General features: G+C 44.2%; 10 protein-coding genes. All 10 read left to right on the top strand.

Annotation, left to right across the window (positions count from 1 at the left end; all coding sequences use genetic code 11):
- The first annotated feature begins 3 nt into the window (after positions 1–3).
- Positions 4–2,433, top strand: coding sequence for an ABC transporter permease (locus KOE27_RS15160; protein ID WP_215239703.1), 2,430 nt, complete (start codon positions 4–6; stop codon positions 2,431–2,433).
- Positions 2,434–2,493: 60 nt separating this feature from the next.
- On the top strand, positions 2,494–3,159 hold the full coding sequence (locus tag KOE27_RS15155; protein WP_215239702.1) for a family 16 glycoside hydrolase: 666 nt from the start codon (positions 2,494–2,496) through the stop codon (positions 3,157–3,159).
- Positions 3,160–3,185: 26 nt separating this feature from the next.
- Entirely contained in the window at positions 3,186–5,645 is a 2,460-nt protein-coding gene (locus KOE27_RS15150) for an ABC transporter permease (protein WP_215239701.1), read from the top strand.
- Positions 5,646–5,806: 161 nt separating this feature from the next.
- The gene (locus tag KOE27_RS15145) at positions 5,807–6,772 is read left to right on the top strand and encodes an ion channel (protein WP_215239700.1); all 966 of its coding nucleotides are present in this window, start codon (positions 5,807–5,809) and stop codon (positions 6,770–6,772) included.
- A 150-nt stretch (positions 6,773–6,922) separates the two neighbouring features.
- A complete protein-coding gene (locus KOE27_RS15140) occupies positions 6,923–7,288 on the top strand; it encodes a hypothetical protein (RefSeq protein ID WP_215239699.1) in 366 nt (121 codons plus the stop codon).
- A gap of 468 nt (positions 7,289–7,756) precedes the next feature.
- Positions 7,757–10,198, top strand: a complete 2,442-nt coding sequence (locus tag KOE27_RS15135) for an outer membrane beta-barrel family protein (RefSeq protein WP_215239698.1) — start codon at positions 7,757–7,759, stop codon at positions 10,196–10,198.
- A gap of 87 nt (positions 10,199–10,285) precedes the next feature.
- Entirely contained in the window at positions 10,286–10,780 is a 495-nt protein-coding gene (locus tag KOE27_RS15130) for a VOC family protein (protein WP_215239697.1), read from the top strand.
- Positions 10,781–10,977: 197 nt separating this feature from the next.
- Positions 10,978–11,391 carry a hypothetical protein gene (locus tag KOE27_RS15125; protein WP_215239696.1) on the top strand — a complete coding sequence of 138 codons (414 nt, stop codon included), beginning with the start codon at positions 10,978–10,980 and terminating at the stop codon, positions 11,389–11,391.
- Positions 11,392–11,819: 428 nt separating this feature from the next.
- Positions 11,820–14,237: an ABC transporter permease gene (locus KOE27_RS15120; protein ID WP_215239695.1), complete on the top strand. Its 2,418-nt coding sequence runs from the start codon at positions 11,820–11,822 to the stop codon at positions 14,235–14,237.
- Between the two features lie 292 nt (positions 14,238–14,529).
- Entirely contained in the window at positions 14,530–16,926 is a 2,397-nt protein-coding gene (locus KOE27_RS15115; protein ID WP_215239694.1) for an ABC transporter permease, read from the top strand.
- The last annotated feature ends 2 nt before the right edge of the window (positions 16,927–16,928 follow it).

Here is a 16,928-nt window from a genome sequence, read left to right as displayed (position 1 = left end):
TTTTTGAGACTTAAACACCCGGCCAAAGACCCACTTGACAGGCCTACGACCGGAAAACACCATGCCGTGATGATCAAGCATAACCTGACTATTATTTACAGAAATATTCTGAAACGGAAAGGTACGTTTCTAATCAACCTGCTGGGGTTGTCGATGGGCCTGTCGTGCGCATTTATTATTTTCCTGTGGGTGTATGATGAGCTCCATGTTGATAAATTTCATAGCAATGAAAACCGGATTTTTCAGGTCATGGAAAACCTGAGGAGGCCGGAAGGTATTGTAACAACTAGTAACACACCAGCTTTGCTGGCTGAAACCATAGCCGCCGAATTGCCTGAGGTAGTTGCTGCTATGACTTCGACACCTAAGGATTTCTTTCCTAAATTCACATTTTCGTATAAGGGCAGAAATGTGAAAGCCGCGGGAAAGTTTGCCGATGCGAACCATTTTGAGATATTTTCTTATCCATTGACCCGCGGGAATAGCAAAAACGTGCTGACCAATAAAAATTCCATAGTGATATCGGAAAAGCTGGCAGACAATTTATTCGGAAGTACCATCGATGTGGTTGGTCAAAAAATTGAATGGAAACTCCCAGGGCTGGCCAGACAGAGCCTGGTTTCCGGGGTGTTCAAAGATATCCCAGGAAACTCCACGGATCAGTTCGATTTTGTAATTCCATTCCTGAATTTCCGGGAAATTATGGGTATGCCGCAGACCATGGATAGTCTTGGTCCTTTCAATACATACGTTGTCTTGCGGGAGGGTGTTTCACAGGAGACTTTTAATCAGAAGATTGCCGGATTCATACGGGGGAAATTCAGGAATGCAAACGTCACACTTTTTGTCAGGAAGTATTCAGACCAGTATTTGCATGGTAGTTACGAAAACGGTGTCCAGGCAGGGGGCAGGATGGAATATGTCGTCCTTTTTTCGGTAGTTGCTGCTTTTATACTCCTTATTGCCTGCATCAATTTCATGAACCTGAGCACCGCAACGGCATCTGTAAAATGGAAGGAGGTAGGTGTAAAAAAGGCTGTGGGAGCCGGACGGAAATCCCTGGTGATCCAATACCTTAGCGAATCCGTCGCTATGTCGTTTTTGGCTCTGTTTCTGGCAATTTTGTTTACGGGGCTCATAATTCCTTCTTTTAACAGTTTGACGGGTAAGCAACTGGATATCGGAGCCACGGAACCTGTTGTTTTTCTGGTATTGGTTGGCATTACTCTTTTTACCGGATTGCTGGCAGGGAGTTATCCCGCGTTTTATTTGTCGGGCTTTAATCCGGTTAGGATATTGAAAGGTACTGTTCAAACATCTGTGAGCGAACTCTGGATGCGAAAAGGGCTTGTCGTCTTTCAGTTTTCGCTTTCCATTGTGTTCATTATTTCGGTTTTGGTGATTTATGAACAAATACGGTTTATCCAGTATAAGAATCTGGGATTTGACCGTGATAATATTCTGCAGTTTGAAACCGAAGGCCGCGTTGCGGAGCATCCCGATCAGTTTATAGCCAGCCTGAAAGGCATTCGGGGTGTCGAAAATGTGACTGGCTTGATGGGGAGTTTTATTACTACCTACCAGGGTATGGGAGGAGAGTTGAGCTGGAAGGGGAAAAAAGTGGCCGTGCAGAGCTTGGGTGTGCAATACGATTTTGTAGAAACCATGGGCATGCAGATGAAAGACGGGCGTTCCTTTAAAAGAGACCTGAATGACGAGAATTTTAAGATCATTCTCAACGAAGCGGCTGTGAAGGCACTAGGTTTGAACGATCCCGTGGGAAAACAATTGGTATCCGCAGGCCCTGGTGTACAGATTATCGGAGTGGTGAAAGATTTCAATTCGCAATCCTTGCGCAGTGAGGTCAAGCCTATGTCTTTCAGGATTGATCCAACGATATCTACGATCATGGTGAAAATAGAAGGGAAAGAGCAGGCTAACGTGCTGGCTGAGATACAGGAACTTTATAAAAATTACAATCCAGGGTTTGTGCTTGATTACAAATTTATGGATACGGATTATCAGCATTTGTACGAATCAGAGAACAGGATTTTTGTTCTTTCGGGATATTTTGCCGGGCTGGCCATTCTTATTTCTTGTCTCGGTTTGCTCGGGTTGGCATCTTTTACAGCGGAAAAGAGAAAGAAGGAAATCGGTATCCGCAAGGTACTGGGTGCATCGGTATCAAAAATCGCGGGGTTGTTATCCCGGGATTTTTTGATACTGGTCGCAGTGGCATTTATTGTTGCAGCACCGGCGGCTTATTTTCTGATGAGCAAGTGGCTCGGTGGTTTTGCCTATAAGGTTAATATTCCGTTGGGGATCTTCATTTTGGTTGCCTTTTTGGTGGCACTTTTGACTTTGGCAACGGTTGGTTTTCAGGCGGTGAAAGCGGCGCTTATGAATCCCGTCAGGTCTCTGAAAAGCGAATAGGGGAGTGTTTTGAAAATTTTATTAGAAATTCTGTCAGTACTATAAAATACCATTTCACTTATGTCATTTTCATTTATTTTAAAGAATCTAGTCATTCCGTTAACAGCCTGTATTTGGTCTGTTAACGGTTTTGCTCAGCAGGGAGAAGTTGATTTGGCTAAATTAATCGTTGGTAAAACCATCAAAGGTCACAACCGTGATGTAAGCTTGGTAACTTCCGGTACAAAAGGTACCTGTGTTCATTTAAACGAAAAACCCGGATCCGGCGTAGCATGGCTGGAAGAAGTTGAATTTAAGGAAGGGGTTATAGAATTTGATGTAAAAGGCAGGAATGTTGTTCAAAAAAGCTTTGTAGGGATTGCTTTTCACGGATCCAATGACAGCACGTACGATGCGGTTTATTTTCGTCCTTTCAATTTTAAATCTTTGGAGGAAGAAAGAAGGAACCACTCGGTTCAGTACATTTCTCTGCCAAAATTTGATTGGCCAAAACTGAGGTCAGAGTTTCACAATCAATATGAGAAACCGGTAAACCCGGCTCCTGATCCGGAAGAATGGTTTCATTGCCGGCTGGTTGTGAAAAACCAGGAAGTGAATGTCTTTGTAAACGGTAATATCAGTCCAAGCCTCACCGTAAAACAGCTGGCAGGTTTAAAAGGAAGTAAAGTGGGATTCTGGGTAGGACATGCTTCGGATGGTGATTTTGCCAATATCAGTATCAAATAATTCGGGAGGACTTTAATCGCTTAGCCATGGTAAAAAACTATCTTAAACTTGCCTGGAGGAACCTGCTCAAAAGCAAGCTGTTCTCTGCCATTAACGTATTTGGCTTATCTGTCGGGATGACGTGCTGCATGTTGCTGCTACTTTATATCCTCAGCGAAATTTCATTTGATAAACATCAGAAGTATGTTAACGATCTGTATCTTTTAAGAAGTGAAAATGTGCAGTCGAACGGGGACAAGATGGATAACCCGCGGGCTCCGGCACCTTATGCACAAGCGGTTAAGACAGAGTTTCCGGAAGTAATACAGGTAACCCGGCTTTGGCAGAATTTCCTTGAGGATAAGACATTACTGAGTGTTCAGGAATCGCGCAAAACGGTAAAGTCATTTTATGAGACCAAGGGAATTCATGTTGACTCTACCTTTTTTGATGTATTTACTTACCATTTTCTGGAAGGAAACCCTGCAACTTCGTTGAATGATCCTCACTCGGTTGTGTTGTCGGAAGAAGTTGCAAAAAAGCTGTTCGGTGAAGAATCTGCCCTGAACAAGACCATCAGGATAGGAGGTAAGTCCGGCAATAATGAAAACTTTATGGTGACCGGTGTATACCGGGATGAAAGTGCCCGCTCTCATATTGATGCCAGGTATTTTATCTCCATTCATGCGGGTTGGGTAGGGAACTATTTAAGGCAATCGGACCTGAATTTTACCAATAACAATATGTTTTACACTTATCTCCGGCTGAAACCGGGGACGAGTGCTGAGAAATTCGGGGACAAGCTTCCCTCTTTTATTGAAAAGTATGCAAGAAAGGATTTGAAAATGGCGGGCTTTGAAAAGAAATTATTTCTTCTTCCGGTAGCGGATATTCATCTTTTCAGCCCGATTGAAAAAATTGTAACGCCTACCACCAGCACCACCTATCTGTATGTGCTTGGTTCCATTGCACTCTTTACTTTGCTCATTGCCTGTATCAACTTTATGAATCTCTCTACCGCCCGTTCTGCAAAACGCGCGGCGGAAGTAGGCATGCGGAAGGTAATGGGTGCAGGTAGGAATGGATTGGTGGGGCAATTCCTGGGGGAGTCAATGGTTTTTACCTTTTTAGCATTAGTAACCGCCATCTTTTTTGTTGTGGTATGCCTGCCGGGTTTTAACCAGATGGCCGATAAAAGTTTAAATCTGTCGGACCTATTTAAACCGCAAATCGTACTTGCCTTTATCCTGCTGGCTTTGATGACGGGGCTGCTGGCGGGAAGTTATCCTGCATTTTATTTGTCAGTATTTAATCCCCTGGATGTCATCAAGGGAAAGTTCGTCAATTCCGTTTCGGCAACTGCGCTCAGACGCGGGCTGGTAGTATTTCAGTTTGTAATCTCAATCGGGCTTGTTGTGGCGACGATGGTGATCCAGGAGCAAATTAAATTCATGCGGAATCAGCCTTTGGGTTTTACTAAGGATCAGCAAATTGTAATCCCGCTCAGGAGCCAGGAATCCAGAAAGCAGTACGATGCTCTCCGGCATGAAATTCTTCAGAATAACCAGGTAACCGGCGCCTCCGGAACCTCTTATTACCCGGGTATACTGAATCCAAGTGACATGAACTTATTCCTTCCCGGACAAAGCGTCAATGAGGATGGTACGGTTAAAACCAACTGGGTAGCACCTGATTTCATGCATACCATGGGTTTTGAAATGGCGTCGGGAAGAATGTTTTCGGCAGAATTCCCAGGCGACACAAATTATAAAATGGTGGTAAACGAAGCCACTTTACGAAAATTTGCCATTCCACTGGCGAAAGCCGTTGGCCAGACGCTTCATTTTAACCAGGGTGAGAACCAGCCATTGGGATCTATGGAAATTGTGGGTGTTGTAAAGGATTTTCACTTTCAGGATCTGCATCAGGCTATTGAGCCGTATGCTTTTTTCCTGAGTTCTGATCTTCAGTATAATTATCTGATCTCACACGTGAATACTAAAGATATCAGTAAGGTTCTGGCATTTCTTGAAGCCAGATGGAAATCTCTGATTCCAGATGAACCGTTTGCTTACAGCTTTCTGAATGAAGACTTTCAGAGAAATTACACGGCAGATACCCGTACGGCACGCATTGTAAATTCCTTCACCGTAATTTCAATTTTGATCTCATGCCTTGGTTTGTTTGGTCTGGCAGCATTTGCAGCCCAGCAGCGTATCAAAGAAATTGGTGTTCGTAAGGTACTCGGGGCTTCCGTGGGAAGTATAGTAGGGTTGCTTTCACGAGATTTTATTAAACTGGTGGCGGTTTCCATTGTGATAGCAACGCCGCTGACCTGGTATGTGATGAGTCAATGGTTACAGGATTTTGCTTACAAGATCAGCATCCAGTGGTGGATGTTTGTATCAGCAGGTATTCTGGCTGTGATTATTGCCTTGGTGACAGTAAGTACGCAGGCTATTAAAGCAGCGATTACCAATCCGGTGAAATCTTTAAAATCGGAGTGAGGTACTCATATTATAGATGTCTGTTAGCACCGGAATAATCGCTTAACTTTCGTGAAGCCTGAAAACGTGAGCGAAAAACTACTTTTTTTGATTATACCGGATAGATACTGTTTTGAAGAATATTCAGTAACTTCATCAAATATCTAGCCGGTATCTTTATAATGAGTCGTGCATCTTTATCCGATAAGCAAAAAAAATCCGTAGACAATACCGGTTTCAGTCCTAATAGTGCAGCCGAAGGAAGGCGGCTGGTAAACCGCGACGGCAGTACCAATCTTCGTAAAATGGGCTTGCCGTTCTATGAACGTATCAGCATTTACCATTCGCTGCTGCGTATGTCACGCGTTACTTTTATCCTGACTGTTTTTGCCATTTACACCAGCCTCAATATCCTGTTTGCGTCCATCTATTTTTTTCTGGGAGCCGATAGCCTTGCCGGATCGCAGTCGGCCACGAGTGTGCTGGAACGTTATCTGCAGGCGTTCTTTTTTAGTTCCCAAACACTCACCACCGTTGGGTATGGACATATCAGTCCGGTAGGTTTTGTGACCAACGTGGTTGCCTCCATTGAGTCTTTTATTGGAATCATGTCCTTCGCGCTGGTAACTGGTATATTTTATGCCCGGTTTTCAAGACCGCAGGCATACATTCGTTTTAGCCATAATGTGCTGATTGCCCCGTATAAAAGAGGGAAAGCGCTGATGTTTCGGCTTGCGACCTATAAAAATAACCACCTGACCAATGCGGAAGCAGAAGTGACCGCTGCCGTCCACCTGACAGAAAATGGCAAAACACAAACAAAATTCTACCAGCTTACCCTGGAAATGAACAAAATCAATTCGATGGCGATCAGCTGGACGATCGTTCATCCGCTGGATGACAATAGTCCCTTTTCCGGTTTTACCGATCAGGATTTTTTTGAAGGAAAGCTGGAACTTATGGTTTCCATCCGGGCTTTTGATGATCATTTTTCCAATACCGTGCAGCAACGTACTTCTTATACACAGCAGGAAATGATATTTGGAGCGCGTTTTCTCCCGATGTATGAACGATCCGAAAATGGCCAGTACACACACGTGATGCTCAATAAAATCAACGACTACGAAGTGGTGAATTTTGATGCATAGGAATCGAGCCGATCCGGCCGGTTTGTCGATTCTCAATACCTGCTCATCTGCAACAAGTGCCATTTGGCAGATTGGCCCTTTCTCTGCATTAAACGAAATCCTGGAACAGTGTTCTAAGCTACATAACAAACAATTTAAACACTGGAAACCATGAAAAAGACCATCTTAGCAATCGCCGTTATAGCTACCCTTGGTATTGGCAGCAGCTTTGCCCAACGCGTTCATCCCTACGGAAACCGCCCGGCAGTCAATGCCCGGATCGACAATGCATACGAAGAGTTCCAGATCAATAAGCTGGACCATATCGTGAATCTGACGCGTAAGCAGGAAAATAAGATCAAAAAGATCGAAAACCGCTATGACAGACTCATGGCGGGCCGCAGACCGGTAAATTTGAAACAACTTGCCTGGCAAAAACAGCAGGATATCCTTTCCGTACTGACTCCTATACAACGCCAAAGATTGATGGCCTATCAGCAAGGCCAGAAATTTGACCGGTATAATCGCCGGGGTTAATTTAATAACTCTCTTTTGTCCGCTTTCAAACGTTAAAACGTGGGGAAGCGGACATTTTTGTGTGATGAGACAAAAGTTCTCCCCGGAGCCATTATGGAACGGGTACTTTCAACGACCGCTATTCCTTTGTTTCGTATCTCATGGGAAGCTCTGCGATGTTCAAAATAGTTTATTCCTAACCAGGTAACCAGCACCTCTTTACCGGTCATCCCAAAATGATACCGCTTATCATTTACTGAATAATCTTTCGCATGGTACCTTGTTTAGCATAGTACCTTGATATACATTTGTATCGTCGACGTCAGCTTCGATACAAGATGATAGGAGCTGTAAACTATTGGTAATGAGATATTAAATAACAAAATAACAAGTACTGATATACCCGCTGTCACCAGAAAGCCACCCGTTTTCGAAGAAGATACCTATTGCCTTTTTGATCTGTTAGCCATTTAAAATTTTACTATGAACATGAAATTAATTTTGCTGAACCTCTTACTGCTCGCCGGTGCTTTCCTGTTTTCTGGCTCCGTTGCCGTCGCTCAGAGCCCTGTAACCGGATATGAAATTGCCGGGTACATCGCGGATTCTGCCTCACAGAAAAAGCTTGATTTTATTACGGTTAATCTGATGGCCGATAAGAACACTGTTGTGAAAGTAGATTACAGCAAGGCCGACGGGTCGTTTTCTTTTTCCGGAATAAAACCGGCGAAATACACTGTTGCGATCGTGGGTGTGGGATACCGAACCAAAATCCTTGTGGCGGACCTTACCGACTCTACACAAAAGGTACTTGAATTGGGCCAGGTGAAAATCAGTACATTGGCCGTTGGTTTGAAGGAAGTTACGGTGACTGCTACAAAACCGGTTGTCACGCAGGAAGTGGACCGTATTTCCTACGATATGCAGGCTGATCCCGAGAGCAAGGTATTCAGCGTGTTGGAAATGATGCGGAAGGTACCGCTGCTTTCTCTGGATTCGGACGATAACATTGCGCTGAAAGGTAATACAGATTTTAAGATACTTATCAACGGAAAACCTTCCAGTATGGTGGAAAGAAGTTATAAGGAAATTTTGAGAAGTATGCCGGCTTCATCCATTGTACGTATTGAAGTGATTACAACGCCACCGGCAAAATATGATGCCGAGGGCCTTGCCGGGATTATTAATATCATCACCAACAAGAAAATTGACAACGGCTACAACGGGTCTATCAATGTGAACGAAAGATTTCCGGTGGGTGGCCCGGGCGCCGGAGGCTCCTTCTCGGCCAAGCTCGGGAAATTGGGTATGTCGGCCTTTGGAGGTGCCAGTATTTACAACACGCCGCTTATCAGTAATATCAACACCAGAAATACCACAGGTACCGAGCCCACCCTGTTAACGCAAAACGGAAGTAACCGGTCAGATAGCAGAGGGGCCTATCTGGGATATGAGCTTACGTATGAAATAGATACGCTCAATCTGCTTTCAGGACAGTTCAATATCAATGGCAACAGCTACGATGGACTGGCCAATCAGAAAAGTATACTCACCTCCGTTAACGGCGTTTTGCAGAATTACTTGCTTAGCAATAACAACCACGGAAATGGCAACGGATGGGATGGAGCCCTCAACTACCAACGCACTTCCAGGGCTGATAAAAACCGGCTGCTTACATTTTCTTACCGGTATTTTACTTATAACAACAACCAGAGAAACAACCTGTCCATCACCCAACGTTTAAATTATGACATGCCCGATTACCGGCAGATCAACGATCAGCATTTTGCAGAACAGACTTTTCAGGTTGATTACGTATATCCAGTAAAAAAGATAACTATTGAGGCCGGCCTTAAGGCGATCATGCGGGATAACCAAAGCGATTTTCAAAACTGGTCCGAAAATGATGAAACCGGGGAGTATGAAATTCAGCCGGGGCTGAGTAATAAATTCAAGAATACGCAAAATGTATTTGGGGCTTACAATACCTATCAGTATAACTTTAAAAACTGGAGTATCAAAGCCGGTGCCAGGATTGAAGAAACGGTTATACGGGCCAACTTCATTTCTACGGATTCAAAAGTTACAAGAGATTATTTTAATGTAATTCCGTCGGTTTCCGTCAACAGGAAACTAAAAGGGAATAGCGCTATTAACCTGGGATATACCCAGCGGATTCAGCGGCCGGGTATTTATCAGCTTAATCCTTTTGTAGATAAATCGAACCCGAATTTTGAAAGAACAGGAAATCCTGATCTGAGACCCGCAAACGTCAATGATCTTCAGCTGGCATACAACTGGTCGAAAAAACTATCGGTTAACGTTGGCTTGGGTTTTACCTTTTTCAAGGATCTGATATTCCCGGTATCCGTTTATGATTCCACCACTAATATTACCCGAACCTCTTTTGGGAATACCGGAACAGCCAAACTGCCTCAGGCCAATTTAAATATCAATTATCCGATTACCAAGAGATGGAATTTCAGCATGAATACCCGGGCTGCCTATGGTATGGTGGAAGGAGTTGTGAATAACATATTAATCAAAAACAAAGGACTGATGTATCAGCTTTCTTTCTCAACCGGTTACCGTTTGGAGCATGACTGGAGGGTCAATGCCAACCTGAATGCAAACGGTCCGAGTCTACAATTTCAGGGAACATCCAACACCATGCTCAGTACTTCGTTCAGCGTGAGCAAGGATTTATTGAAGGATAAACTGTCGTTTTCTGCGTCCATCAGTAATCCCTTTAATAAATTCCGGAAAGATCACAGGGAAGTATTCGGGCCGGATTTTACACAATATACAGATCGCCGCGATTACTTCCGCTCTGGCAATCTGAGCCTCAATTACAAATTCGGTAAACTAAAGGATGCCATCAAGAAGAACAAAAGAGGTATCCGGAATGATGATGTCCAGAATGGAAATTAGGGTTGAATTAGCAGTAAACGGTTTGGAGTAAGCAGATATTCAGTAATATTAAGGGTAATTTTAGTATGTAAAACGTACCCTTAATTTATGCAACCGGATTATACAGTTCCTGCCCAGACCCGCATCGGTCACGTACATCTTAAAGTGGCTGATCTGGATCGTGCCCTGCATTTTTATTGTGATTTGCTGGGTTTTGAAATCACGATGCGTTATGGAAATCAGGCGGTTTTTATTTCGGCTGGCGGGTATCACCATCACATCGGGCTCAACACTTGGTACAGTAAAGATGCCCCGCCGGCTGACCGCCATAGTGTAGGCCTTTTCCATACGGCTATTGTTTATCCCACCCGGAAAGACCTGGCAGTGATTTACAACCGGCTGCTGCTGGCCAACTACCCGCTGACGGGGGCCAGTGACCATGGTGTTTCGGAGGCTTTGTATCTCAATGACCCCGATCAGAATGGTGTTGAACTTTACTGGGACCGGCCAAAAGAAGAGTGGCCCTATCAGGAAGACGGTACCATTGAGATGTATACCCGCGCCCTCAATTTAAGCGGCTTGCTGAATGAACTGCGAAAATGAACGGATATATTAGTTAAAACATGAGCAGGACCTGATGTATCTGCACGTCGTGGTGGCGCATCCTCCATTTCGTCGATTAAAATCCCCTGCTGGTCTGTTATTATTTCCTGACGGTAGATTGCGCTTTCCGGCATTTAAACGTTGCCTGAAAAGGCCCCTCTAACCATCATTAACAAACAATTTAACAACGAGCAACCATGAAAAAGACAATCTTAGTAATCGCAATAGCAGCCATTTTTGGAATTGAAAATAGCTTCGCTCAGTCTGTCTATTCTGTAAAAGGGGAATATGCAACAGTGGTGAAAAACAGCCGGATCGATAATAAAGTCGAAGAGTATCAGATCGACAAGCTGGATCGAATTGTCAACCTGAGCCGGAAACAGGAAAATGAGATCAAAAAAATTGAAAATAAATATGACAGAATTGCGGCCAACGGTAAACGATTCCAGACGCGGCAGAGTACTCAAAAGCTAGAACAGGATAAACAGCAGGAGATCCTGTCGGTTTTAACAGCTGCGCAACGGCAACGTCTGATGGCTTATCAGCACGGCGGGAAGTTTAATAACCAGAATAAGAACAACCATAAGGGAAGAGGTTTCGAAAGAGGCTGACGATTGAAATAGCCATGAATATTTTGATAACCCTCTGGTAAGCTGCAATGGTTTGCCGGAGGGTTTTTGATGATCCCCCCGGGTACCGCCCGTTTACGTACAAAACTGTCCGAATCCGAACAAGATCCGCTTGTTTTGCTCTTGAAAGGATGATCCCGGAAAAATTTCTGTATAAGTCATTTTATTATTAATATATTGATTTTGAGTGTTTTGTGATTGATGGCAGAGGTAGAGAAGAGATTTCTAAGGCGGTATCAGTTCGAGTTGGTATTGATTTTATACAAAGAACTATGTAATGCAATGTACCGGGTATGGTATTGCAGTATCTTTGCAAAACGGAATTTATTAGCCACAAATAAAATAGCATCGGAAAGCGGGACTGCTCCAGGCCGGCTTTCCGATGTCATAAAACGAAAACCAACGCGCTCATGTTAAAAAACTATTTTAAAATTGCCTGGCGGAACCTCCTGAAAAACAAAGCATTTTCCGCAATTAATATCGTGGGACTGGCATTTGGACTGGCTTCCTGCATGCTCATCAGCCTTTATGTGCTGGACGAACTAAGCTTTGATCGTTATAATGAAAAAGCTGACCAGATCGTCCGTGTTTATTTCAAGGGCACCATGCAGGGCGGGAAAATAAATGAGTCCCATATTATGCCTCCGGTGGCCCAGGCTTTGAAAAACGATTACCCTGAAGTACTACAGGCTACCCGTTTACGCCAGGCAGGTTTCCCTAAAGTGTTGATCGGAGACAAACAATATAACGGTGATGAAATGGCCTTTGCGGATTCCAATTTTTTTCAGGTTTTTACGCTGCCGCTTATTAAGGGCGATTCCAGGACTGCATTACTTGAACCAAATACCTTGGTTATTACCAGGGAACTTGCAGAAAAATACTTTGGAAAGCAGGATCCGATAGGTAAGACTTTGGTTTTCAAAGGGTCTGATATCACCTATAAGGTGACCGGTGTAATAGAAAAGGTACCTGCAAATTCGTCCTTTCACTTTGATATTTTTCTTTCCATGGCGGGTCTGGAAGAAGCCCGATCGCCCTCCTGGATGGTATCAGAGTTTTTTACCTACCTGGTACTACAAAAGGGGTATGACTACCGGAAACTGGAAGCCAAGTTGCCGCTAACAGTTGATAAATACATGGGCCCTCAGGTAAAAAAAGCGATGGGCATCACCATGGACGAACTCCGGAAAAGTGGTAACCATCTGGGCTTGTATCTGCAGCCACTGACCGACATACACCTTCACTCTGATTTTGGGTATGACCTCGGGAATGCCGGCGATATCAGGTACGTTTATATTTTTGGGGCCGTGGCCATTATCATGCTGGTGATAGCCTGTATTAACTTCATGAATCTTTCAACAGCCGGTGCTTCTAAACGGGCGCGTGAGGTGGGCGTAAGGAAGGTGATGGGTTCAGAGAAAAAAGAGTTGGTTTTACAATTCTTACTCGAGTCCATTTTGCTTACTTCGTTTGCATTGGTGTTATCCGTTGTCTTCGGATTACTCGCGCTTCCTCTGTTTAATGAATTATCCGGTAAAGCTCTGACGCTTCGGCTGGATGCTGTTCAGGCGCTCATACCCAGCCTGCTGGTTTTTGGATTATGTGTTGGCATATTGGCCGGGAGTTACCCTGCTTTTTTTCTTTCCTCGTTTAAACCGATTTCAGTTCTGAAGGGAAAATTTACATCCGGTAAGGGTAGTATTGGCCTGCGAAGCGGGTTGGTAGTGGTGCAATTCTGCATTTCAATTATGCTGATGATCGGGACTACGGTAGTTTATCAGCAGCTCAAATATATCCAGAATAAAAAGCTGGGGTACAGCAAAGATCAGGTACTGGTGCTGGATACGTGGTCTCTTGGTAAAAATCAGCAGGTGTTTCAGGAAGAACTGCTGGCAGAGCCGGGCGTGGTCAATGTAACCTCGTCGGGTTATCTTCCGGCAGGCCCTTCCTACAATAACAACTATCTGGTGTATCCGGATGGGCGTAATACCACGCTGGTAAAAACCTTGCGTTATGAAGTGGACCATAACTACATACCTACCTTAAACATGGAAATGGCATACGGACGCAACTTTTCCAAGGATTTCGGGAATGATTCAGCCAGCGTCATTCTCAATGAAACGGCCGCTAAAATGCTTGGATGGAAAAAAAATGCACTGAACCATACCATTAGCCGAAGGGATAACGAAGGTAATACCAACACCTTTCATGTGATTGGAGTAGTAAAAGATTTTCATTTCCGTTCGCTGCACGAGCGGATCACTCCCCTGGTCATGACCTTGGGCGGTGAAGCAGGAATAACAATCGTTAAAATTAAAACGAAGGATATGAACAATCTTCTGGCACGGATAAAGGAAAAATGGGACGCATTCCGGCCCGAAAATCCATTCAGTTATTCTTTCCTGGACGAACGATTTAACGATACTTACAAGGCAGAGATGAAAACAGGACAGATCCTGGGTATTTTTGCAGGGCTGACTATTTTTGTGGCATGTCTGGGATTATTTGGACTGGCAATGTTTACTGCTGAACAACGGACAAAGGAAATCGGCGTTCGTAAAGTACTCGGAGCATCTGTAATTGGTATCACAGCACTTTTGTCCAGGGAATTCTTAAAACTGGTGATGATTGCAATCATCATTGCCATGCCACTTGCCTGGTACGGGATGGACAAATGGTTGCAGGGTTTTGAGTACAAAATCAGTATTTCCTGGTGGATGTTAGGTATTTCTGGCCTTCTTTCCACGCTTGTGGCATTACTTACGATCTCTTATCAATCCGTAAAGGCAGCACTGATGGACCCTGTGCAATCGCTTCGGTCGGAATAGGGAGGGCGATTGTAATAACACCTGGGCACCGGTTTTTTACCGGTGCTTTTTTTGTGCCTCGTGCAAGATATTATCTGATCACTTCGGATTGATCAGGATGGAGTCCTGATCAGTATCTTATGCGGTTTCGGAATCCATATCCGAACAAATCTGTCCGAAAATGAACGGATTTTGTAATTTTGATTTATTTAAATATTTGATACATAGTAGTTTAATTTGTTGGCATAGCTTTATTAGCGGCGCAAGTACATATTATTCCTTTTTAGCTACCCGTATAAAAGCATCTATTGCCATGTTAAAAAATTATTTCAGAATTGCATATAGGAATCTTTTAAGGTATAAAACTTTTAGTCTGATCAACATAACAGGTATAGCCATAGGCTTGTCCTGCTTTTTGCTGCTGGCGCTGTACGTAAAAGATGAGCTCAGCTATGACCGGCACCATAGCAATGCTGACAGGATTTACCGGTTGTCCAGGACATTTTTGGCGAAGGATGGCACGGTGTCGCTTCGTTTGGGGCATGCTGCCCCACCTTTTGGGCCGCTGATCAAGCAGGATTTTCCGGAGGTGGAGGAAGTAGTCAGAATGTTGGGAACGGGGGCGCTTATAACCTATGGTGAGCATGTGTTCAATGAAGAAAATATGTATGCTGCGGAACAGAATATTTTCAAGGTATTCAGTTTTAATGTATTACAAGGGAATCCTGACAAGGCACTTGAGAATCCGTTTTCCATCATGTTTTCCAGGCCTATGGCGGAAAAATATTTTGGAAAAGAGAACCCGTTAGGCAAGTCGGTGCGGCTGGATAACCAACTGAATTATACAGTGACCGGTGTTTTTGAACCATTACCGGCCCAGTCATCATTTCATCCTGATTTTTTGGTATCATTTTCCACCCTGAACGACAGCAGGGTATACGGAGCCGAGGAGCTTCGCACCAATTGGGGAAATAATTCATTTTCTACTTTTTTACTTTTGCCCGCGAATTATGACGCCGGAAAGCTCGTGAAAGCATTTCCCGCATTTCAGAATAGAAATATAGAGCCCAAAGCTTCGACCTATTCGGTGCTCCATCTCACGAAACTGACGGATATCCATCTCCGGTCTCATCTTGATTCTGAGATGGAGGCCAACGGAGATATACAGTATGTTTATCTTTTTTCTGCTATTGCGGTCTTTATATTGCTGATTGCCTGCATCAATTACATGAATCTGGCAACTGCCCGGGCTGCACGCCGTGCCAGGGAAGTGGGCATGAGGAAGGTGGTAGGTGCAAAGCGCAGTCAGCTCATCTACCAGTTTTTGAGTGAATCCATATTAGTGGTCTGTATTGCGCTGATGATCTCTCTGTTGATCGTGGTACTTTGTATACCGCTCCTGAATAATTTTGCACAAAAACAGTTGAACCTCGGTATGCTCGCCGATCCGGTTTTTGTTGGTGTGATGGTATTCATCACGCTGTTCACCGGATTTCTGGCCGGAAGTTATCCTGCGTTTTTTATGACTTCCTTTCAGCCAATCAGTGTGTTAAAGGGGAGGATTACTACCGCGTTAAAAAATGGCGGGCTGCGCCAGACATTGGTGGTGGCTCAGTTTGCTATTGCAGTTATTCTCATGATCAGTACTGCGGTGGTGTACAGTCAGATGAAGTATGTACAAAATTATAAGCTGGGATATACCAAGGATCAGGTTATTCTGATTCCGTTTTCGGAGGATTCCACCAAGTATGAAGCTATAAAACAGGAGATGAAACAAAGTCCTGCCATAGGGGAAACAGGCCGTTCGTCAAGGATTCCATCCGGACGTTTACTGGATTCGTGGGAGGCCTATGTTGCTAAAGGGGATTCGATGGCGCCTGCCAGCATCGTCCTGAAATCTCTCCATGTAGATGAAGATTTCATCCCGGTTTATAAGATAAAAATGGCGGCCGGGAGGAATTTTTCAAGAGAATATGGTACCGACAAAGAAGGATTTATCATCAATGAAACGGCTGCAAAAATGCTTGGCTGGAAAGATCCTGCGAAGGCGATAGGCAACAGGTTTGGATACGGTCATATCCGCGGGCAGATCATCGGGGTAACAAGGGATTATCATTTTGAATCCCTGCATCAGAAAATTGCACCTGTTGTGATGCTCCTTAACAAAGGAAATTTCAACTGGCTGTCTGTGCAGATTGCGGGCAAAGATATGAACACCGCACTTTCGCATCTTGAAAAAATATGGAGAAACCGTTATCCTGACAGGCCTTTTCAATACGAATTTCTGGATCAGCGCTTTGCGAGGCTGTACACCCGTGAACAGACGCAGCAGATGATATTCGGGATTTTTGCCGGGATCGCCATTTTTATTTCCTGCCTTGGCTTGCTAGGGTTATCTATCTTTATGGCTGAGCTGCGTACCAAGGAGATAGGGGTAAGGAAAGTATTGGGCGCCTCCGTACCCAGCCTGGTGCTACTGCTTTCCAATGATTTTCTGAAACTGGTACTGCTGGCCATCGTGATCGCCTCGCCGATAGCCTGGTATGGGATGAACACCTGGTTGCAGGATTTTGCTTACCATACAGAGATATCCTGGTGGGTATTTGCACTGGCGGGATTACTTTCAACAGGCATCGCATTATTCACGGTAAGTTTCCAGAGCATAAAAGCAGCATTGCTGAACCCGGTGGAATCTTTGAGGAGCGAATAACA

Source organism: Dyadobacter sp. CECT 9275, from assembly GCF_907164905.1.
Taxonomy (GTDB): domain Bacteria; phylum Bacteroidota; class Bacteroidia; order Cytophagales; family Spirosomataceae; genus Dyadobacter; species Dyadobacter helix.
This window is presented reverse-complemented; position numbering and strand designations above follow the sequence as displayed.